Origin of the sequence: Bacillus sp. L75 (assembly GCF_003676355.1) — a bacterium.
Lineage (GTDB): Bacteria > Bacillota > Bacilli > Bacillales > Bacillaceae > Bacillus > Bacillus velezensis.
On sequence record NZ_ML064904.1, the window covers coordinates 116,342 to 136,280 of the forward strand.

The 19,939-nt window shown below is 46.6% G+C and carries 20 protein-coding genes; 6 read left to right on the forward strand and 14 right to left on the reverse strand.

All coding sequences use genetic code 11. From position 1 onward, the window contains the following. Positions 1-23 precede the first annotated feature (23 nt). The 3 genes from D5S11_RS09195 to D5S11_RS09200 all read right to left on the reverse strand — a co-directional run bounded on the left by D5S11_RS09195 (position 24) and on the right by D5S11_RS09200 (position 2,380). Positions 24-977 carry an N-acetylmuramoyl-L-alanine amidase gene (locus tag D5S11_RS09195; protein WP_003154880.1) on the reverse strand — a complete coding sequence of 318 codons (954 nt, stop codon included), beginning with the start codon at positions 975-977 and terminating at the stop codon, positions 24-26. Positions 978-1,119: 142 nt separating this feature from the next. Beyond that, the gene (locus D5S11_RS19870; RefSeq protein ID WP_003154881.1) at positions 1,120-1,254 is read right to left on the reverse strand and encodes a PhrA family phosphatase inhibitor; all 135 of its coding nucleotides are present in this window, start codon (positions 1,252-1,254) and stop codon (positions 1,120-1,122) included. Beyond that, entirely contained in the window at positions 1,244-2,380 is a 1,137-nt protein-coding gene (locus D5S11_RS09200) for a Rap family tetratricopeptide repeat protein (RefSeq protein WP_087920760.1), read from the reverse strand. Before D5S11_RS09200 ends, D5S11_RS19870 begins: the two co-directional genes overlap by 11 nt. Before the next feature lie 205 nt (positions 2,381-2,585). Here D5S11_RS09200 and D5S11_RS09205 point away from each other — a divergent pair, with 205 nt between their 5' ends. Together D5S11_RS09205 and D5S11_RS09210 are read left to right on the forward strand one after the other, a co-directional pair. Next, positions 2,586-3,053, forward strand: a complete 468-nt coding sequence (locus D5S11_RS09205; RefSeq protein ID WP_007407292.1) for a DinB family protein — start codon at positions 2,586-2,588, stop codon at positions 3,051-3,053. Between the two features lie 144 nt (positions 3,054-3,197). Continuing rightward, positions 3,198-3,962: a sulfite exporter TauE/SafE family protein gene (locus D5S11_RS09210; protein WP_003154887.1), complete on the forward strand. Its 765-nt coding sequence runs from the start codon at positions 3,198-3,200 to the stop codon at positions 3,960-3,962. Between the two features lie 33 nt (positions 3,963-3,995). On the opposite strand, the gene D5S11_RS09215 is transcribed toward D5S11_RS09210, so the two are convergent. The 8 genes from D5S11_RS09215 to D5S11_RS09250 all read right to left on the reverse strand — a co-directional run bounded on the left by D5S11_RS09215 (position 3,996) and on the right by D5S11_RS09250 (position 13,595). Then, positions 3,996-5,489 carry a UxaA family hydrolase gene (locus D5S11_RS09215; RefSeq protein ID WP_108725023.1) on the reverse strand — a complete coding sequence of 498 codons (1,494 nt, stop codon included), beginning with the start codon at positions 5,487-5,489 and terminating at the stop codon, positions 3,996-3,998. Further along, positions 5,486-6,931 carry a tagaturonate reductase gene (locus tag D5S11_RS09220; protein ID WP_108725024.1) on the reverse strand — a complete coding sequence of 482 codons (1,446 nt, stop codon included), beginning with the start codon at positions 6,929-6,931 and terminating at the stop codon, positions 5,486-5,488. Before D5S11_RS09220 ends, D5S11_RS09215 begins: the two co-directional genes overlap by 4 nt. A 75-nt stretch (positions 6,932-7,006) precedes the next feature. After that, entirely contained in the window at positions 7,007-8,005 is a 999-nt protein-coding gene (locus D5S11_RS09225; RefSeq protein WP_007407297.1) for a LacI family DNA-binding transcriptional regulator, read from the reverse strand. Between the two features lie 76 nt (positions 8,006-8,081). Further along, a complete protein-coding gene (locus D5S11_RS09230; RefSeq protein WP_020955674.1) occupies positions 8,082-9,467 on the reverse strand; it encodes an MFS transporter in 1,386 nt (461 codons plus the stop codon). Positions 9,468-9,491: 24 nt separating this feature from the next. Then, positions 9,492-10,889: a glucuronate isomerase gene (gene uxaC / locus D5S11_RS09235; protein WP_015239666.1), complete on the reverse strand. Its 1,398-nt coding sequence runs from the start codon at positions 10,887-10,889 to the stop codon at positions 9,492-9,494. Positions 10,890-11,076: 187 nt separating this feature from the next. Beyond that, positions 11,077-12,255 (reverse strand): NAD(P)/FAD-dependent oxidoreductase, encoded by a 1,179-nt coding sequence (locus D5S11_RS09240; RefSeq protein ID WP_012117352.1) that lies wholly within the window; start codon positions 12,253-12,255, stop codon positions 11,077-11,079. A gap of 39 nt (positions 12,256-12,294) precedes the next feature. Then, positions 12,295-12,711 carry a DUF1641 domain-containing protein gene (locus D5S11_RS09245; protein WP_003154908.1) on the reverse strand — a complete coding sequence of 139 codons (417 nt, stop codon included), beginning with the start codon at positions 12,709-12,711 and terminating at the stop codon, positions 12,295-12,297. Between the two features lie 386 nt (positions 12,712-13,097). Beyond that, positions 13,098-13,595 carry a cupin domain-containing protein gene (locus D5S11_RS09250; RefSeq protein WP_108725025.1) on the reverse strand — a complete coding sequence of 166 codons (498 nt, stop codon included), beginning with the start codon at positions 13,593-13,595 and terminating at the stop codon, positions 13,098-13,100. Between the two features lie 129 nt (positions 13,596-13,724). Here D5S11_RS09250 and D5S11_RS09255 point away from each other — a divergent pair, with 129 nt between their 5' ends. The 3 genes from D5S11_RS09255 to D5S11_RS09265 are packed head-to-tail and all read left to right on the forward strand — an operon-like array spanning position 13,725 to position 16,235. Further along, positions 13,725-14,708: a DMT family transporter gene (locus tag D5S11_RS09255; protein WP_108725026.1), complete on the forward strand. Its 984-nt coding sequence runs from the start codon at positions 13,725-13,727 to the stop codon at positions 14,706-14,708. A 26-nt stretch (positions 14,709-14,734) separates the two neighbouring features. After that, the gene (locus D5S11_RS09260; RefSeq protein WP_108725027.1) at positions 14,735-15,472 is read left to right on the forward strand and encodes an ABC transporter ATP-binding protein; all 738 of its coding nucleotides are present in this window, start codon (positions 14,735-14,737) and stop codon (positions 15,470-15,472) included. Between the two features lies 1 nt (position 15,473). Beyond that, complete coding sequence (locus tag D5S11_RS09265; protein ID WP_108725028.1) at positions 15,474-16,235, forward strand: ABC transporter permease; 762 nt, start codon at positions 15,474-15,476, stop codon at positions 16,233-16,235. A 25-nt stretch (positions 16,236-16,260) separates the two neighbouring features. Here the strand turns inward: D5S11_RS09265 and D5S11_RS09270 are convergent, their stop codons facing one another. Next, complete coding sequence (locus tag D5S11_RS09270) at positions 16,261-17,079, reverse strand: uroporphyrinogen-III synthase (RefSeq protein WP_108725029.1); 819 nt, start codon at positions 17,077-17,079, stop codon at positions 16,261-16,263. A 175-nt stretch (positions 17,080-17,254) separates the two neighbouring features. On the opposite strand from D5S11_RS09270, the gene D5S11_RS09275 reads away from it, so the two are divergent. Then, complete coding sequence (locus D5S11_RS09275; RefSeq protein ID WP_003154919.1) at positions 17,255-17,440, forward strand: DUF8096 family protein; 186 nt, start codon at positions 17,255-17,257, stop codon at positions 17,438-17,440. 42 nt (positions 17,441-17,482) lie between these two features. Here the strand turns inward: D5S11_RS09275 and D5S11_RS09280 are convergent, their stop codons facing one another. Both D5S11_RS09280 and D5S11_RS09285 read right to left on the reverse strand, forming a co-directional pair. Further along, positions 17,483-18,667: a macrolide family glycosyltransferase gene (locus D5S11_RS09280; protein WP_059367169.1), complete on the reverse strand. Its 1,185-nt coding sequence runs from the start codon at positions 18,665-18,667 to the stop codon at positions 17,483-17,485. After that, a complete protein-coding gene (locus D5S11_RS09285) occupies positions 18,667-19,884 on the reverse strand; it encodes a cytochrome P450 (RefSeq protein ID WP_108725030.1) in 1,218 nt (405 codons plus the stop codon). Before D5S11_RS09285 ends, D5S11_RS09280 begins: the two co-directional genes overlap by 1 nt. Between the last annotated feature and the right edge of the window lie 55 nt (positions 19,885-19,939).

Sequence of the window (19,939 nt, forward strand, 5' to 3'; positions counted from 1 at the left end):
CCGGAGAGCTTCCGTTTTATTGATTACAGTTTTTCTTCAATTTTCGCCTTCGTTTTCGGGCCGTAAATTCCGTCTGCCGTTAACCCGCTGACGGATTGAAAACGTTTTACGGCATTTGCCGTTTTCGGACCGTAAACGCCGTCCGCCCCATGATTTTTTGCTCCTTTATCAGGATAAAAATAAAGAGCGGATAAAGCGTTTTGCACTTGTTTTACGTTTGTCCCTTTCGTCAGCGGTTTCGTCACTTTGATCACACCTGATGGAAGCGGATAGGAAGACACAGCCTGACTTTTTGAAGAAGAACCCGTCTGAGCGAGCTTGATCACTTGTCCGACTGTAATGTGATTCGGATCTGTGATATGGTTGATGCTTTGCAGCGATTTTACGCTGACACCGTGCGATGCGGCGATTTCCGATAAGGTGTCGCCTTTTTTCACATGGTATTCAGACGCGGAAGAAGAAATAGAGGCTTTTTTCGCCGGCATACTTCCGCTTAATTTCTTTTCAATCTTCGCCTTCACTTCATCCCAGCGGCCTTCAGACAAAATGCGGTGCGGGCAGTACTTTCCGTTCCAGTCCTGATGCTTTCTGATTCTGTCAATCCCCCAGCCCCGTTCTTTCAAAAGCTGCGCCGCGAACGCAATCGCCAGTTCTTCTGCGGCTCTGTACCGTTCGCCGCCTGACTTGCTGTAACAGATTTCTATAGCAATCGACTTTCGGTTTCCGGTACCGTTCGTGCCGTCTCCCGAATGCCAGGCATTCCGGTCCAACGGAATTCCCTGGATCACTTCTTTGTCATCAACCGCAAAATGATAGCTTGTTGATTCGCTGTTTCCCGTCATATAGCTGATTTCGTTAGCGGCGGATGCGTCGTTTGCCGTGTTATGAATGGTAATATACTCCGGCGTCATCGGATTCGGACATTTTAACGCATATTTATCAGCCGATACGAGCCGTTTTTTCACTTCAATCCCCACTCTTCATCTCTCCTTATGCCTTTTTCATCAATAGGTGGCATTCGTAGGACAGATAACTTGAGCATATAGACCCTGCATTCGGATAAAAATGGAATGGATACGCATGCAAAAAATAAGACCCTTCCAAAGAAGGGTCTTTATGTTATGTTTGGTTGCGCGCGGCAATATGGAATGTGCCGTCCGCTTGATTTTCCAAATGGCTTTCATGGCCGATCACCTGTGTAAAGCTGAACCCGACAGCAACAAGCAGCAATCCTGACAACAGTTTAGATTTCATATAGACAATCTCCTCTCTGGATTTGTTTTTGGGCGTGCACCATTTTTTCATAAAACGTGAGCGCTTTTTCAGGCTGTCCGTGTTTCATGTAAAATTTGGCAGCGTCATGCGCCAATTCTTCCACATACGGATACAGCATGTGTTCTTCCAGAAAATCAAACGTGTGCCTGACGGATGCGTTATCCATTTCCTTGCCGTATAACGCATGTAAAAATTGGAACAGATTCACAAACAATTCATCATTGTATTCGCGGGCGATACTGAGCCCGAGGCGGTATTGCTTCTCTGCTTCGGCTGTAGTGTTCTGTTTATAAAGAACCTGTGTTAATGAGTAAATAGAATGCGGAAGATTATCGAACTTTTCTGACCTGCAAATGGAAACGGATGTCTCAAAATATTCGGCTGCTTTAGAGAGGTCTCCCATTTTTTCGTAACAGTTTCCGAGATTATATAAGGCTGAACTGATAAGACGGGGATTGCCTTCTTGTTTTGCAAGATCTAAAGCAAGTTCTAAGTGGGGCAATGCTCTTTCTGGATACTGCATGTCATCATAATTCCCTGCAATAACGAATTCACATTGGATTCTGCGGACGTTGTACGTCTCATACGATTGGTACGTTTCAAGGGCTTGAACGGCATAACTCATGGAGACGTAGGTTTGTTTCAGGTTGTAAAATATCTCGGCCATTTTAAAAGCAAACTCAGCTTTCTCGATGTCATCAGAAACGAGTGCAAGGTTTTTTTCAGCCCGTTTGTAATACATCATGGCGTTTAGGAACATTTTCTGTTTAAATTCGTACATTCCTCGAAAAAAATTAAAGTAGTAATCAAGCAGTCCTGTCAGTTTATACTGGTTGCCTTCAATGTCTTCCAATAATTCTGAAAACTCAGGCTGAGAAGGGTCCTCTTTTAAGGGCTTGATGTAATCCAGCATGACACGGTGTCTGAATTCCATTAATGAATAATACAGCAGCAGATCCTGATCTTCTTCCATATCCTCGATCTCTCTCTCTACTTCACGTTTGACGCGCTCCGCCTCAAGGACGTGAAACTGCCGGATATGGGTATACCATTCATTAATTTTGAGCCCGACAAAAGAGGACGGAATAGTCTGCTTCATCCTCAATAAATCCCCCCTTTTGGAATGACCGAGATATGTCATATTTTATCATATTTGCTAGAAAAAGAAGAACGCAAAAAGACCGCAATTGTCGAATTTCGGATATCCGCAACGATTTATCTCCGTCACAAGCTTATTGCTTGTTTCTTCCGTGCCGTTGATATAGCATATCCTTGCAGCTTTTTATTCTGTATTAAATGGGGGTTTTCACATGACAGCACAAAATCAATTGGTCAGCCACTTTCTGTCACATCGAAACGTGACGATTGAGCTGGCGGAAAAAATCAGCCGCGAACATTACGATTACAAGCCGGCAGAGACATCAATGTCCGCTCAGGAACTTGTAAAACACATCGTTTATTCTTTTCTTATGTTTGCAAACGTCATTAACGACGGAAACGGATCAGCTATCCAGAACAAACCGAAAGAAGAAGCGGAAACAGACCTCGTCAAACTGGCTGAAGCATGTACTGAAAAAACGACAGACATCCTGTCACAGCTGACTGAAGAGCAGCTGAACCGCGAAATTGACCTGACTGCCTCTTTCGGCAGAAAAATAAACGGCGCGGCTCTCCTTCAGCTTGCCATGGAGCATGAAATTCATCATAAAGGCAATCTTTTCGTGTATGTCAGAGAAATGGGCCACACGGAACTTCCGTTTTATCAGCAAAAATCATAATCCGGCCATCCGCCGGTCTGCGACATAACAGCAGGCTGGCGGATTTTTTGTTCTGTATAAAATTTTCCGAAAATTTAATTGATTACCGCCTCTTAATCATATATAATCTGATAAAAATAGTAGGATTATTCAGGAGGCACACAGATGACTGTAAGCATTGTGTTTATGGGTTTCTTTGTCGGAACGCTTGTCGGATTGACGGGTGTGGGAGGAGCAGCGCTTTTGACTCCTTTACTGATCGTTTTGGGGATCAACCCCTCAATCGCCGTCGGCACTGACCTTTTATATAACTCCATCACCAAACTGTTCGGTGTCGTTTCTCATTGGAAGCAGCGCACCGTTCAATTTAAACTTGTCGGCTACTTGGCGCTCGGAAGCATTCCCAGCGCAACAGCCGCCATCGGTGTTCTTCACTTGTTTCCCGCTTTTCACCAGCATCAGGAGCAGATTATCAAACAGGCGCTCGGCTACGTGCTGACCCTTGTAGCCATTTCCATTATCGCCCGCCTTTTTTTCGATAAAAAACTGCGGCCGAACCGCTGGCAGCAAAAAACGCTTGAAGAAAAGCGGACACTCATGATATTGATCGGCGTCATTTTCGGTTTCATCGTCGGCCTGACATCTATTGGATCCGGCTCATTATTTGCGATCGCCATGCTATACCTGTTCAGAATGAAAACGGCAGAAGTGGTGGGAACGGATATCGCACATGCCTTTCTGCTCGTAACTGTTGCCGGTCTGTTAAACGCAAGCTTCGGAAGCGTCGATTACCTGCTTGTATTGAATCTGTTGATCGGCTCTGTGCCGGGTGTGCTTCTCGGCAGCTTCTTTTCGCCGAAATTCTCACCGCGCCCGCTGCAGTTTGTGATGGCGGCGATTATTTTAATCAGCGGAATAAAATTAATATAAAAAAGGCGGTCTGTTGTCAGATCGCCTTTTCCCTTATAACGTCACACCGGACTTAAAGATTGCAAGCTCCCGAAAATCGTTTTTTTCGTTATTGACGAATTCTCCGCTTGCAACTTTAATAATGTATTGAATAAAATCTCTTACAATGTGATCTTCTGTTGTTTGGTCTTCCGCCAATCTGCCCGCGTTGTAATCAATCCAATGAGGCTTTGATTGAAATAAATCGGTATTTGTTGATACTTTCACAGTCGGGACAAATGTGCCGAACGGCGTGCCTCTTCCGGTTGTAAACAAAACGATGTGACAGCCCGCCGCGGCGAGCGCTGAAGAAGCTATTAAATCATTGCCGGGCGCACTGAGCAGTGTCAATCCCTTTGTTTTCAGTGTTTCACCGTATGTCAGCACATCAGAAACCGGTGCAAGACCGGCTTTTTGGGTGCAGCCGAGCGACTTGTCTTCGAGCGTTGAAATGCCGCCTTCCTTATTCCCTGGTGACGGGTTTTCATAAATCGGCTGCTCGTGCTTCATAAAATATTGCTTGAAATCATTGATCAATCGGACTGTTTTATGAAACACTTCTTCACTCGCCGCACGCTGCATGAGAATCGTCTCAGCGCCGAACATCTCAGGCACCTCCGTTAAGACCGTGCTCCCTCCCTGTGCAATCAAGTAATCTGAAAATCTCCCTAATAAAGGGTTTGCGGTGATGCCGGAAAAACCGTCCGACCCGCCGCATTTCAATCCGATGCTCAATTCTGACAGCGGAATGTCCTCACGTTTATCTCCCTTTGCCGCAAGGTGTATCTCTTTAAGAAGCGCAGTACCCGCTTCAATTTCATCTGTGACAGCTTGTGATTCGAGAAATTTCACCCGATCTCCGTTCACTTCAGAAAGGGTTTCCCTAATCGCCGCCAGCTCATTATTTTCACAGCCGAGCCCTAAAACCAGCACACCGCCCGCATTTGGATGACGGATGGCGTTCATCAGCATTTGTTTCGTATTCTCATGATCATCGCCAAGCTGGGAGCAGCCGTATTGGTGCTTTAAAACCAGCACATTGTCAAAGGGCGCAATGTCTTTCGCCTCTTTTACGAAACGCTGCAGGATTTTCTCAGCGACGCCGTTTACGCAGCCGACTGTAGGCACGATCCACAGTTCATTCCGGACGCCGGATGTACCGTTTTCTCTTCTGTAGCCTTTAAATGTCCGGTTCTCATTTGTAAAAGGATTGTCCTCGAAGCGCGGTGAATACATGTATTCTTGCACATCGGATAAATTCGTTTGCAGATTATGGGTATGAATATGCTCGCCGGCCGAAATCCGCCTTGTCGCACGCCCGATTGAAAAACCGTATTTAATGATGCTGCCGTTTTCTTCAATGGTTTGCAGCGCGATTTTATGCCCCCGCTTTACAGGGTCCTTCACTTCAATCGTCAGTCCGTCTGTATGCAGCCGCTCCCCTTTGTTAAAATGGCGCATGGCGAGAAGCACGTTATCGTTTTTATGGATTTTTATGACCTCTTTCATTTCACTTCCCCCTTTTTTCCGCAGCATTCATGTAACGCATGCTTCATACCCCGCTTATGAATGACAGACAGAAAAAAAGCCGTTCGTTCATTCAGCCCCGGAAGATGATTCAGATTCTTCCCCCACAATCGCTCTTCTCCTAATATGGCAGATGCCGCTTGAAACATATCATCTTTGCAACGGGACCGCGCCATTTGAAAACGGTTAAGAACCTCCTCGCCGTCTGCCGGTTTGTTCGGTCCGTTCCAGTATGAATAGATCATGGCGCTGAACGAAAATACCAGCTTCTCAGGTAGCCGGCCCTCCTGTTCGATATAAGCCTTCAGCGTCGGCAGGTTTCTTGTTTTGAATTTCGCGGCGGCGTTAAGGGTAATGCTTTGCAGATAATGGTGGATATAAGGGTTTTTAAACCGCTGTAACACATCTGCCGCGTATTGGGTGACACCCTCTATTTGCAGCACAGGGAGGATTTCTTCATTGATCAGCTCTTCAATGAATCTGCCCGTCACCTCGTGCTCAGCCGCTTCCCGGACGGTTTGCAGTCCGTATAGTAAAGCCACTGGCGCCAATGCCGTGTGAGCGCCGTTTAAGATTCTCACCTTTTTTGTCCTGTAAGACGTAAGGTCAGACGTGATCAGTGCGTTCAGCCCGGCCTCAGCAAAAGGAAGCTCATTCTGAAGCTGTTCCGGCCCTTCTATCACCCACAAATAATAATGCTCACCAACCACAAGCAGACGGTCTTCGTATCCGAGAAAATCGGTAAGTTCTTCCGCGGTATCAACAGGAAATCCGGGAACAATCCGATCCACGAGGGTATTGCAGAAGATGTTCGCGTCATGAATCCATTGAGTAAAACCAGGTTCCAGCTCCCACAGCCCGGCATATTGAAGCACGGCCGCCTTCAGTTTCCGTCCGTTTTCTTCGACCAGTTCACATGGAAGCACAATGCACCCTTTCTCGGCGTCACCCGCAAATGCCTTATAGCGGAAATAAAGGAACGCCGCTAATTTCCCGGGGAATGTTTTTTGAGGTCTATCCTCAAGCCGGTCGCCTTTCTCAAACGTGATTCCCGCTTCCGTCGTATTAGAAATGATAAAACGAAGATCCTCTTGTGCTGCCAGCCGTTTAAAGGAATCATAGTCAGAAAAAAGATCAATGCCGCGGCTGATGGATTTGACGATCGTGTGTTCTTCAGCCGGTTTTCCGTCCTTTATCCCCTGCAAAAAAAGCGTAAATAAACCGTCCTGCTCGTTTAAACGTTTTATTTTCTCAGAGCCTCTCGGCTGTACGGCGACAACGCTTCCGTTAAAATCCGTCAATTGATTCAATTGATCGATCTGCCAGTCAGCGAAAGCCCGCAAAAAGTTGCCTTCACCGAACTGAAGGACTTTTTCAGGATATTGAATGTATTCGCCGCACATCTTTTTATTCAGCTGCTGCAAGCTGTCCGCCTCCTTCTGCATTTATGCACACGTTAACATTTTACCGTACGAAAAAACGGATATTCAGACGGGCCGTTATGTGAGTTTTTTAATGGAATCTCTTATCATCACCTCGGTGTTTTCGTATATTTTTTCCGCCGCCGTATCCGGGTCGGCGATTAGCGCCAAAATCTTCTCTGCGCCAAGTATGCTGATGTTTTCAACCGGGCGTTTTACTGTCGAAAGCCTCGGCGTCATGTATTGGGAAATGCCGATGTCATCAAACCCGATAACGGATATATCTTCCGGAACGTTCAGGCCTTTGGCGAAAATGGCGTTCATCGCCCCGATCGCCATATCATCGTTTGAACAAAAAACAGCCGTAGGAGGTGATTGAAGCGCCAAGAGTTTTTCCATCGCCTGACTGCCGCTTTCCATATCATAGCGGCCTTTTACACTGTATTCATGCTTAATCGGGATAGAATGATCAATTAAAGATGTCAAATAGCCTTCTTTCCGCTGAGAAGTTGACCTGAATCCTTCCTTTCCCTCAATGATCGCGATATCTCTGTGTCCGTTTGCGATCAGGCAGTCGACCGCCTGTCTGGAGCCTTCTTTATCGTTTGACAGGATATTCGTGATGCTCCGGTCATCAATGTCCCGGTTCAGCACGACAAGCGGGATGTTTTTCTCGCGGATATGATAAATAAATGAATTATCACTGTCGCTTTGGCTCATTAAAATGATTCCGTCATATCTCATGGGCGTAATGGTTTCAAAGCTTTTCAGGTCGTCAATCGCGCGGACGAACAAATTGTATTCCTCACTGATTGTGCGGTTTACACCTTTGATGGTATCGGAAAAAAAGCTGTGTGAGGTTCCGTTTGTGATGCTTGTAAAAAACAGCCCGATCGTATGGGACTTTTGCATGGCAAGGCTTTTTGCATTTACATTCGGTGTGTAATTCAGCTGTGAAGCGAGCTCTAATATTTTCTGTTTTGTATGCTCTTTAATGTAGGGGCTGCCGTTAAGTGCCCGGGATACGGTTGTGTGGGATACGTTGGCGAGTTTTGCGATATCTTTTATGGTTACCATCGTTTTTCCTTTCTTTCTGTATGCTGGCATTTATTTCTATTGTACCATTAACGGACAGTCCATAAAATCACAAAAGTTAAGGTTTTGCATGATGTAAGTCCTGAACGAGCTCGGCATGCTGCCGGTCCGTCAGTTTATACATTAAACCGATAATCAGCATGGCGCACGCTAAAGCGAAAGCCGGGTACAGCAGCAGAAGCCCTTTAATCCCGATCAGCGTGCCTTTTGTCTGAGATGCATTCGGGATATAGCCGATAACGCTCAGCCCGATGCCTGAAAGAAAACCTGATAAAGATTGGGCGAGTTTTCTGGAGAAGTTGAAAAGCGAATATGTCGTCGCCTCCTTCCGTTCACCCGTCTTCCATTCCCCGTAATCAATAATGTCCGACACAAGCGCCCACGTAATGCCGTTTGGTATGCTGATCCCGATAAAAGCAATGCTCGCTAACGCCGTAAAGATATATACATTTGACGGCAGACAGAAATTCAGCGCATCAGCCGCGGCGCTGACGGCAAAACCGATCATCACCGTTTGCTTTTTTCCGAAACGTTTGACGAGTTTCGGCATAAACAAAACACCTAAAAATGAAGAACCGATGATAATAAAACTCATGTAGGACATCAGCTCCGCATTGTTGAGATTGTACTGGGCGAAGTAAACAAGCATAGCGGATTTAATGTTATATGCCGATATTGAGAAAATCGTCATGAAAACGACGGTCAGAAGCGGTTTGTTGCCGATAAAGCATTTGAAAACCGACATGACGGACAGCTTTTCTTTCGGCGCTTCACGGACGATAATTCTTTCTTTGCAGTTTCGGTAGCAGATCATAAATCCCGCGATTCCGATTACGGCCATCATTCCCATGACTGCCGGGTAGCCGATGTGAACGTTATCAAAATGAACAAGAATCGGGATGACGATGACACTTGTAATGAGCAGCGCGCCGAGGGAGCCTATCTGGCGGAATGCGGAAAGCGCCGTTCTGTCCTCCGCATCCTGTGTAATGGCCGCGCCGAGAGAGCCGTACGGAATATTGACGAAAGAATAAGCGACCCCCCACAGCATGTAAGAAGCATAGGCGTACACAAGCTTCCAGGTGACGCTCACGTCCGGTGACACAAAAATCAATACGGTCATGACCGCAAGAATAATACTTCCGAATAATAAGTACGGCCTGAATTTCCCCCGGGGTCCGATCTTTTTTCTGTAGTCAATGGCCGAGCCGACAATCGGATCAGTCAAAGCCGCAAACAGCTTGCTGACCAAAAAAATACTGCCGGCGAACGCTGCCGGAATGCCTGCGACATCTGTGAAAAACTTCAGCAAATAGATCTGCCCGAGATCAAACATAAATCCGTTCCCAAAATCTCCAAAACCATAGGATACTTTTTCTTTCAGACTCAGCTTATGCTCCTTCACTTTTGCGGCAGGTGCTGTCACGACAGGCACATTACTCATAGGCCACCTCTTTCATTCCATTTTTTAAAAGCGGAAATATTCCTCAGCATTCCGGTAACAAATCCCCTCGACAATCTTTCCTAAAAGCTCCATATCGTAAGGCGCTTCGCCTTGTTCCGCCCAGCCGCCGATCAGCGTGCAGACAAGCCGCCTGAAGTATTCATGGCGGGGATAGGACAGGAAACTTCTTGAATCCGTCAGCATCCCGATAAAACGGCTGAACAGGCCTGTGTTTGATAACGCTTTCATTTGCTGGAGCATTCCATCTTTCGTGTCATTGAACCACCAGGCTGTGCCGAATTGAATTTTCCCCGGTGTTTTCCCATCCTGAAAGCTGTTGATCATGCTGGCGATAATATAGTTGTCATTCGGATTCAAAGAATACAAAATCGTTTTAGGCAATTGCCGCTTTTTTTCGGCGGAATCTAACAGCCGGGCAAGCGGTTTTGCGATACGTTCATCATTAATTGAGTCATATCCCGTATCAGGACCGAGGCTGCTGAACTTATTTGTATTGGTATTTCTTAACGCGTTAATATGGAACTGCATCGCCCAGTCCAGTTCGGCGTAAAGACCGCAAAGATATTGCAGTGTCCGTGTTCTGAATTTCTTTTCATCTTCAAAAGACACATGCTCTCCGCTTAATCCGGCTGCAAAAATCCGGGCCGCTTCCTCTTCGGTCGTCTCGGCATAAACCATTTGATCTAACGCATGATCCGACACTCTTCCCCCGGCATTGTGAAAAAAGCGGACGCGGGATTCTAACGCATCTAAATACGATTGGTAGGTGGTGACAGCCATTCCGGAAGCGCTCTCCAGCGAACGGACCCAATCGGCAAAACCCGGGCTGCTGATGTCCAGTCCTTTGTCAGGCCGAAATCCGGGCAGCACTTGAACCGGAAAATCACTTTCTTTCAACAGTTCGTGGTATGTCAGCGCATCGGCAGGATCGTCGGTTGTGCAAATGACTTTGACATTTGATTTCAGAATGAGATCCCTTGCGCCAAACCCGTCTCCCTGCAGGAGCTCATTCGTTTTTTTCCAAATTGCCGCGGCCGTTTTTTCATTCAATACGTCATAAATGCCGAACCAGCGCTGCAGCTCTAAATGCGTCCAGCTGTACAGCGGATTGCCTATCGCCATCGGCACCGTTTTTGCCCAGGCGAAAAACTTCTCTTCATCTGAAGCGTTTCCGGTAATGCAGCGCTCTTCAATGCCGTTGGCCCTCATGATCCGCCACTTGTAGTGGTCACCGTAAAGCCATGCCTCCGTAATCGTTGCGAAGGTTTTATTTTCATAGATTTCCTTTGGGCTTAAGTGACAGTGATAATCAATGATCGGCATGTTTTCGGCGTATTCCCTGTACAGCTTTACGGCCGTTTTACTATCCAGTAAAAAATCATCACCCATAAAAGCTTTCACATTTTCATCCTCCCTCTTAAAAATGTTAACGTTAACAAAATGATTCTTTTTTATTTTAGCTTCCTCTTTCTCACATATCAATCATTTTTATTTTATTTTTCAGAAAATTGTATCCGTTAACATTTTCATACAAAAAAAAAGACACTGCCGAGAAAGTCCGGCAATGTCTTCTGTGTGATCTTAAGGATTAGTAAGCGAGGCTGAATAATCCTTTGATATGTGTTAAATAACGTACGTTACTTGCTTCTTTCATTAAAGATGCCGGAAGACCTTTCAGCGGAGTAGAGTTCGCTCCGATGATGGCAACCGCGTCTTTACGTCCGAGGCTTGCAAGCGTACCAGAGTTTACAGGCTTGAATGTTTCAAGCGTTTTTCCTTCTAAGTAAGCGAACAGGTTGTAACCGACAAGTTCACCCATCTGCCAAGCGATTTGCGCTGTCGGCGGGTACGGACGGCCGTCCGGCGCAAAGTATACAGCGCTGTCTCCGACAACGAATACATCTTCGTGAGAAGTAGATTGTAAGAAATCGTTAACCGTCGCACGTCCGCGGTTCACTTCAAGGCCGGATTCGCCGACTAACGGGTTGCCTTGTACGCCGCCTGTCCATACAAATGTGTTGGCAACGACTTTTGAACCGTCTTTCAGATCAATAACGTTTCCTTCAACATTTGTAACAGGAAGACCTGTTAAGAACTCAACGCCGCGTTTTTCAAGACTTTTTGTCGCGCGTTCGATAAGGTCATCAGGAAGAACAGGAAGAATTTTCGGACCTGCTTCTACTAATTTCAGTTTGATTGCTTTCGGATCTACGCCGTATTTTTTCGTAAGGTTCGGCATGATGTCAGCAAGCTCACCGACAAGCTCGACGCCTGTTAAGCCGCCGCCGCCGATAAGGATCGTTGCATCAGCTTCGTTTTTCGTTTTAGCGTATTCACGCACACGGTCTTCCACGTGTTTGTATACTTTGTTGGCATCAGCAGCAGATTTCAGCACCATGCTGTTTTCTTCGAGTCCAGGAATGCCGAAATAAGCCGTAACAGAACCAAGTCCGACAACAAGCGCATCATAAGTCAGCTTAGAACCGTCAGAAAGGGCAACTTCTTTCTTATCAACTGAGAAAGAATTGACTTCTGCGATTTTAATGTCGACGTCTTTTCCTTTCAGAAGTTTTTCAAGCGGCATAGCAACAGCCTGTTCAGACACGTTGCCCGCTGCAAGGCGGTGCAGTTCCGTAATGATTTGGTGAGTCGGGTATTTGTTCACAACGGTTACGCGTGCTTCATCTTTACTGTAATGTTTGCGAACGGTTAAAGCAGAAAGAACTCCGCCGTAACCAGCGCCTAAAATGACAATATGTTTTGACATCGTATATCCTCCGTCCTTTATATCAATTTGAATCTGAGATTATTTTTGTTTTTCGTTCATGATTTCAAGATAGCTGTTAGCAAAACGGAACAGCTTTTGAGCTTGAGGATCTTTCAGCATGCGCAGCAGGCCGAAAAGTCCGATCGTTTCATTGCTTGCATCCGCGCGGTCTTTTGCTTCGATCGCAGTAGCCGCCACTTCTTTCGCTGTTTCTTTCACCGGCTCAAGAATTTCTGTAAGCGCACCCACTGTATCGCTCTTCAATACTTCGTCTGTCGCTACAGACTGTGCAAAATCATAAGACTTCGTTAAAATATTTACTAACTCAGTCAGTTTTGGAAGCTGATCCACTAAAACAGTCAGTGATTCTTGAACTTCAGGTTTTAGCAGCTGATCAATAAGATCGCGTTGGCCTTGGCTGACAGATGCATTTGTTTGATCGATTGTTTCTGGCATATCCGATTCTCCTTTACTATAAGCAGTATGCTGATTTTTTTGGAAAGGGTAGCCTTTCCCCCTTCATGCAGAAAAGCATGAAAAAGCAAGATTGTGAATTCATGCACAATCATTTACAAAAATAAATGTTTACTACCCAGTTTTTCACTTTGCCATATCCAGTATTATTTTTATATCAACAAAAACAATTGAATAAGTCAAAATTTCTTTTTCCTCTCTGAAAATAGCAAACATAAAAAACCCCAATTTGATTTACTCTTATATAATAACACTTTTTGAACAAAATTTGAACGTGAATTGTTTCGTTTATGAAATTATTTATATGGCGGGGGTGTAATAACGTTTCTTTCAGGCTATTTTTTTACAGACCATCCGCTTTTCCCCTGTCATTTTTCCCACAATTTTAATAGCGGGCCCGTTTTTCCCGTAAAGGGGTCGCATTCCGGGAGCGGGACACGGCTGATTTCTTCTGAAGTTCTATCATTTTTCTCCGTTTTTGTATCGTACTGCCGGCCGCCCGGATAAGCCCCGATCACGGTAAAATCAGAACTGCCCGACAGTTTTTTATGTCCGGTGCCGGCCGGAATGACCGCTGCGTCCCCCGTTTGAAGAACGGCATCCGCTCCTTGTTCCCCGCCGAACCTCAAAACCGCGTTTCCTTTTACCGCGACAAGAACTTCGTGCGTGGTGCTGTGAAAATGGTGATACGGAAATACTCCGCCCGTCCAGCTGTTCGACCAATCGTGCCGGCTGAGGACGGACTCTGCTTTCTGCACCGTTTCTTCATTAAATACCGCTTTATAAATAACAAGCGGAAGATTCGGGTTATTCGGAATGCGGCCGTCATCTTCAAAATAAAGCACTTGAATATCCTCTTTCTGCATTGTTTTCACCTCCGTATATGTCTGTTTCCCATTCATCATTTGTTAAAACGCTATTTTCTCATATTCCATTGCGAAGCCTGCCGGTGAATAGTATAGTATAAAAAAATATGTGTCAAAATGAGGGATTTAATGAAAGCCATCGTGATCGGAATATTGGCATCTCTGTTTTTTGCAGTCACATTTATTTTAAACAGGGCGATGGAGCTTTCCGGCGGAAGCTGGATGTGGAGCTCTTCCCTGCGTTTTCTTTTTATGGTTCCGTTTTTATTTTTGATCGTTTATGCGAAAGGAAAATGGGCGCCGCTCTGGCATGAAATCCGAAAAAAACCGTTTTTTTGGCTGAAGTGGAGTTTTACCGGGTTCGTGCTTTTTTATGCCCCGATTACGTTTGCGGCGGCATATGGGCCGGGCTGGCTGATCGCCGGCACGTGGCAGATTACAATTGTCGCGGGTGTGCTTCTGTCGCCGTTTTTCTACGAAACAAAAAATTCACCGGCGGGCCCGGTTTCCGCCAGACAAAAGATCCCGCTGATTTCGCTGGTTACTTCCGTCATCATCCTGATCGGAGCCGGTCTGATTCAGCTTCAGCATGCGGGTTCTCTGTCCGGCCGCACGATACTATTCAGCGTTGTGCCGGTCGTCATCGCCGCTTTTTCCTATCCGCTCGGCAACCGCAAAATGCTGGAACAATACGGCGGAAAACTCGATACGTTTCAGCGGGTGCTCGGCATGACGCTCGCAAGCCTTCCGTTTTGGCTTTTGATCGCCGCTTTCGGCTGGCATAGAGACGGGCTTCCGTCAATGGGACAGTCATTCCAATCCTTTATCGTCGCACTCAGCTCTGGCGTTATCGCAACAGTATTATTTTTCCGCGCCACCGATATGGTGAGGAATGAGCCGCAGAAGCTCGCTGCTGTTGAAGCGACGCAGTCCGGAGAGGTTCTTTTTGCACTGATCGGCGAAATCGTCTTTTTATCCGCGGCGTTTCCGTCACTTCTTTCATTTGCCGGACTGTTCATTATTATTGCGGGAATGGTCATGCATACATTCGCTTCCCGGCAGACAGACCAGAAAACGGCTGAGCAAACGTCAGCCAATCTCACCGGTTCCTGATTTTTTTACGAAAGGTGTCCTCCTGTATGAAAGAAGAAATTCCGGCAATATCTTTTCTGTCAGCCGGCAAACGCTTTGAACAAAACAATACGTCCTTTGATGTCCTCAGCCGTGTAACCGGACATATTCAAAAAGGTTCTATCACGGCGTTGATAGGCCCTTCCGGCGCAGGAAAAAGCACATTGCTGTCACTGTGCAATCTGATGAATACACCTGATGAAGGGGAAGTGCTTGTATTCGGAAAAGAAATAAGACACTGGGACATCAGAGAGCTCAGAAAAACCGCGGGCCTTGCATTTCAATCAGCTCCCGTCCTCGAGGGAACGGTGCGGGACAACCTTCTGCTCGCAGAAAAACTCCACGGGACACAGCACTATACGCCTGAAGAGCTCGCAGATTTTACAGACCTTCCGCGCGGGCTTCTGGATCGAAATGCAAAAGAATTATCCGGAGGGCAGCGGCAGAAGCTCTCATTAGCGCGAACTCTCGCCGGACTGCCGTCCATCCTGCTGCTGGATGAAATCACCTCGGCGCTGGACCCGTCATCCGTTCTCATCATTGAGAAACTGATTACGAAACTCCATCGGCAAAAACAGCTGACGGTCCTGTGGATCACCCATAACCTTGAACAAGCGGAACGATTATCCGATACGGTATGGTTTATGGCTGAGGGTCGGCTTTTAGAGACCGCGGAAACGAAAACGTTCTTTAAGGAACCGAAACACGAAAAGGCCCGGGCGCTTTTACAAGGGAGCGGGTGCTGATATGAATGATCTTTCTCTGTTATTGACAAGTATATTTGTCATTATCGCTTTATTCCTGTCTACATCTTTTAAAGCCGGCGTCGAAAAGGATATGATCGTCGCAACCGTCAGGGCCGTCATTCAGCTGCTTATCATCGGCTATGTGCTGTCGCTGATTTTTCGCGGTGATCACCCGATATTTATCATATTAATGGTGCTTCTCATGCTCACGGCCGCTTCGCACAATGTCGCCAAACGGAAAAAAATGCGGATCGGCTCATTTTGGCGCGTTTTTCTGACACTGGCGATCGCGGAAACCGTGACGCAGGGACTTTTACTGACCCTTCACATCATTCCGTTCACTTCAAGATATGTCATTCCGATAAGCGGCATGGTCATCGGAAACTCCATGGTGCTCTCAAGCCTGTTTTTAAGCAGGCTCAGTTCGGAAGCAGACCTGCGGAAAGAAGAAATCCAGCTGATTCTCTCTCTCGGAGGAACGCCTAAGCAGGCCGTCCGGCAGATATTGACGTCCAGTATGAAGCTCAGTATGATCCCGACGCTTGAAAGCCAGAAAACATTGGGTCTCGTTCAGCTTCCCGGCATGATGACGGGGCAGATTTTAGCGGGGGCTGATCCGATACAGGCGGTGCGCTTTCAGCTGCTGATCGTTTTTACAACGATGGCCTCCGCTCTTCTTACATGTATCATACTCAGCGCCTTGACATATCCTTCCCTTTTCACGGAACATTGGCAATTAAAAAAATTCAGCAGGGAAGCGTAGGCTTTTTTCCCTGCTGAATGATGGTTTATGACAAGGTCAGAGATTCATAGTAACGGGATAATTCAATAATCATCGCCCCCATCCGCTCAATGTCCGGAGCAAGGACCCTCTTTACCCCTTCATCCCGGATCGCTTCAGCCGTCACTTTGCCGACTGCGGCGGCAAGCACTTGTTTTTCGAATGCCTGCTGCAATTCTTTTGTGAACCCTTTTTCTTTTGCATAATCAAAGAGAGAGCGCACTTGAATGGCTGTCGTAAAACATACGGCATCGACCTCTCCGTTTAACAGCTCTCCCAGCAGTTTATCAACCGTCTCCCTTTCAGGCGGGATATGCTGATACGGCAGAACAGGGAATACCTCCGCTCCGTTTTTCTCAAGGAACTCCGTTAAGACCGGCGCTTTTTCGCCATGAAGCTGTATCATGACTTTTTTATCTTTAAAGTCAAATCGTTCCAAGGAGCGGATCAGCCCTCTTGTTGTACCGTCTTCATCTGAGGCATGCGGCGTGATGCCGAGCTTTTTTAAGGCCGCATATGTTTTATAGCCTCTGCAGCCGATTTTCGCTTCATGAACGGCCGCTAAAAATTCTTCTTTCAGACCGATTTTTTCCGATACCGACAATAACGTTTCCGTACCGATGCCTGTGGTGAATATCACCCAGTCGGCTTTTTGCCCGGCAAATGTTCTTACGTCGGGTTCCATTTGATCCTCCGCCAGGTATACGGTTCCTTGGAGGGAACGGACGATCACCGTTCCGCCCTGCTTTTCTATTAATCTTGTGATCTCTTCTGTTTTCCGCGAACCGCCGATGGCAATCCGTTTCCCGTTCAATCCTTTTCCCATCGCTGTTTTCTTCTTCCCTTCAGATGCCGGGCGCCCTATGGCAGGCCGTCATTTATTTCTATTATTGTTACGCAATCAGCCGGGAAAATCAAGCTATGCTCCCGTTGAATCCCCCGTGCAGTTGCTGTATCATTAACCGGGCAGAACGATTTGATTCGCGGAGGGATTTTCAATCATGGAAACAAAAAAAGAGTTCGAGACAAAAGGATACGATACTTCGGTCATTTATGAGTTCAATGAATATCCTGATGTTCACAGCGGCCGATGTGACAATTGCGACTACACGCTGTTTAAAAGCTCAGTGAAGGGCGGAAAATTTTTGAGGGAATGCCGGAGATGCGGCATGAAGAAAAACATATAACAAAACAGGCAGCCGTCTTCCGGTGCGCTGCCTGTTTCTCAATCAATTTTCGACGGCCGCCTTTTTCAAAAATTCTTCAATGGCACAAACAGCCTGTTTGGGGCCGCCGGTTTCTTCTATTTTCTGCTGCATGCTTTTCACGCGGCTGAGGATGTTTTTATCGCCGTATACGTTTTGAACGTCTTTTTGCAAACGGGCCACAGTGACTTCTTTCGGCGGCAGATGCACGCCAAGCCCCAATTCATCCACACGCTTTGCGGTAACCTCTTGTTCGTGCATTTGCGGAACGACAACGAGCGGGACACCCGCATTCATCGCCTCCATTGTACTGTTCATCCCGCCGTGAGATACGAACAGCTTTGCTTTCTCCAGCACATCAAGCTGAGGAACGTGCTGGCGGATGATAAAGTGATCGGGGACATCCGAAAAACTTTCCGGATCAATTGTTGTGCCGACTGACATAATAACCCGCCAGTCCGAGTCCCGAAACGCGTCAATACACATCTGGTAAAATTCAGGCCAGGCGTTAAACGCCGTTCCCAGTGAGATGAGCATAAGCGGACGGTCATCGGCTGCATCAATTTCCAGACTTCCCGTATTTGTGCGTTCTCCAAGAGACGGACCCGCAAAACAGAATCGTTCATCAAAGGTTTCCTGTTTCGGCTGAAAGGCCCTTGGCATAAAGACAATATTCAGTTTTTCAGGCATAAAAAATTCTTCCATTGTCATCCGTTTCAATTGTTCATTTTCAATCTGCTCCTGGTATTCTTCTATCGCCTGTTTGGCCGCTTCCAGTGTTTCTTCGTCTCTTCCTAATTGAAAATACTCATTCATTGCATAGCTCGGGCAGAACTTTACGGCCGGGATGCCGCTATTATCCGCAAACAATTTTCCGGCAAGAGCTAAAAAATCAAACAGGACGATGTCAGGAAGGTCGTCTTTGTACAGCTCTTCCAGCTGCGGAAGCACTTCAACCGCTTCTTCCAGAAACATCACAAACGCATCATTTTTATTTACCCGTTCTTTTATCGTCTCCGGGTCCGCCTTTATGCTTGTGCGGTATAAAACGGGAATGGCGCCCGTTTTGGCAACGGAAGCTTCGAATTCCTCAGTCGTAGCGAATGTCACTTTATACCCGCGATTGACAAGTTCCTCGGCTACAGGCAGCGTGGGATTGACATGACCGTGAGCGGCCACATTAATAATGGCGATGTGTGTTTTTCTCATCATTTTTCTTCTCCCTCATTTTCGTTTATCTCCGCTTCTAAAGACTCCAGCCCGTACATGACACTGTTTCGGATCGGCTCAATCTGGACCGGCTCAAGGTGTGAAAAGGCTTTTACAATTCCTTTCAGCGCCACTTCCGCTTCAAGTCTGGCAAGCGGAGCGCCTAAGCAGAAGTGTACGCCGAATCCGAAGGAAAGGTGCGGATTCGATTGGCGATGAATATCAAATACGCCCGCCTTCTCAAATTTGTTTTCATCACGGTTGGCAGATGCAACGTAGCAGAGAACGATCTCCCCGCTTTTCAAGCGGCGTCCGCGCAGTTCAGTGTCGTGCCGGACCGTCCTTCTGACAAACGGAGCGGGAGCGCGAAAACGCAGCGTCTCTTCCACCGTTTGCACGATGAGAGAAGGGTCCTGTCTCAGCTCTTCATAAAGGCCGGGCGTCTCTAATATGCTGTAAACCGCATTTGAAATGAGATTAGTCGTTGTTTCATTTCCCGCCACTAAAAGCAGGTTGCAAAACGGGATCAGATCTTCTGCCGTGAGCTTCTCTCCCTCTTCTTCCTCTTTTATCAAAATAGAAATAATGTCTTGGCCGGGCTGTTTTCGTTTGCTTTCTATTATTTCCGCAAAAAACGCCGCCAGCTCCGCCTCACATTGGTCACGTTCCTGCTGATTTTTCTCCGCCGCTTCAGGACTCGCATCTTTCGGCATGCTGACGAGAATGTCCGACCATTTTTTAAACTGATCCATACGTTCGGACGGAACGCCTAATAATTCTGAAATCACCATGACCGGCAAAGGGTAAGAGAGATCTTTAACGATATCAATCCGCCCTTTGTTCTTTGCCTGTTTCAGGAGATGATCGGTAATGTCTTTAATTCTCGGCTCCCATTCCTTCAAGACGCGGGGAGTGAAAGCGCGATTGACGGCGGATCTGATTTGGGTATGCTTCGGCGGGTCCATATTCAGCATGGACTTTGCAATCGAGCTTTTCACATCAGTCATGAGGCTTGAGAACGTCTCTTTATCACTGATGACTTTTTTGACATCATCGTATAAAAACACACTCCAAACCTTCGTTTCTTCATCAAAGTGTATAGGGCTTTCCCGTCTCATTTTTTCATACCAAGGAAAAGGGTTGTATACGTCCAGGCCGTTTTTTCCTTTCATCAGGGTTCTTTGGATGGCTTGTCTCGTGCTCCTCAGCTTACTCATGTTTCATCACTCCTGATTGTTTCATATTTGAATAGTTGACGTACCTTGAATTTTA

Bases quoted from the DNA above. Each gene is read 5' to 3' on its own strand.
- D5S11_RS09205 (WP_007407292.1), top strand. From the start codon at position 2,586: ATGACAGCACAAAATCAATTGGTCAGCCACTTTCTGTCACATCGAAAC.
- D5S11_RS09230 (WP_020955674.1), bottom strand. From the start codon at position 9,467: ATGAGTAATGTGCCTGTCGTGACAGCACCTGCCGCAAAAGTGAAGGAG.
- D5S11_RS09250 (WP_108725025.1), bottom strand. From the start codon at position 13,595: ATGCAGAAAGAGGATATTCAAGTGCTTTATTTTGAAGATGACGGCCGC.
- D5S11_RS19870 (WP_003154881.1), bottom strand. From the start codon at position 1,254: ATGAAATCTAAACTGTTGTCAGGATTGCTGCTTGTTGCTGTCGGGTTC.
- D5S11_RS09215 (WP_108725023.1), bottom strand. From the start codon at position 5,489: ATGAAAGAGGTCATAAAAATCCATAAAAACGATAACGTGCTTCTCGCC.
- D5S11_RS09210 (WP_003154887.1), top strand. From the start codon at position 3,198: ATGACTGTAAGCATTGTGTTTATGGGTTTCTTTGTCGGAACGCTTGTC.
- D5S11_RS09255 (WP_108725026.1), top strand. From the start codon at position 13,725: ATGAAAGCCATCGTGATCGGAATATTGGCATCTCTGTTTTTTGCAGTC.
- D5S11_RS09265 (WP_108725028.1), top strand. From the start codon at position 15,474: ATGAATGATCTTTCTCTGTTATTGACAAGTATATTTGTCATTATCGCT.
- D5S11_RS09285 (WP_108725030.1), bottom strand. From the start codon at position 19,884: ATGAGTAAGCTGAGGAGCACGAGACAAGCCATCCAAAGAACCCTGATG.
- D5S11_RS09240 (WP_012117352.1), bottom strand. From the start codon at position 12,255: ATGTCAAAACATATTGTCATTTTAGGCGCTGGTTACGGCGGAGTTCTT.
- D5S11_RS09280 (WP_059367169.1), bottom strand. From the start codon at position 18,667: ATGAGAAAAACACACATCGCCATTATTAATGTGGCCGCTCACGGTCAT.
- D5S11_RS09225 (WP_007407297.1), bottom strand. From the start codon at position 8,005: ATGGTAACCATAAAAGATATCGCAAAACTCGCCAACGTATCCCACACA.
- D5S11_RS09260 (WP_108725027.1), top strand. From the start codon at position 14,735: ATGAAAGAAGAAATTCCGGCAATATCTTTTCTGTCAGCCGGCAAACGC.
- D5S11_RS09275 (WP_003154919.1), top strand. From the start codon at position 17,255: ATGGAAACAAAAAAAGAGTTCGAGACAAAAGGATACGATACTTCGGTC.
- D5S11_RS09245 (WP_003154908.1), bottom strand. From the start codon at position 12,711: ATGCCAGAAACAATCGATCAAACAAATGCATCTGTCAGCCAAGGCCAA.
- D5S11_RS09270 (WP_108725029.1), bottom strand. From the start codon at position 17,079: ATGGGAAAAGGATTGAACGGGAAACGGATTGCCATCGGCGGTTCGCGG.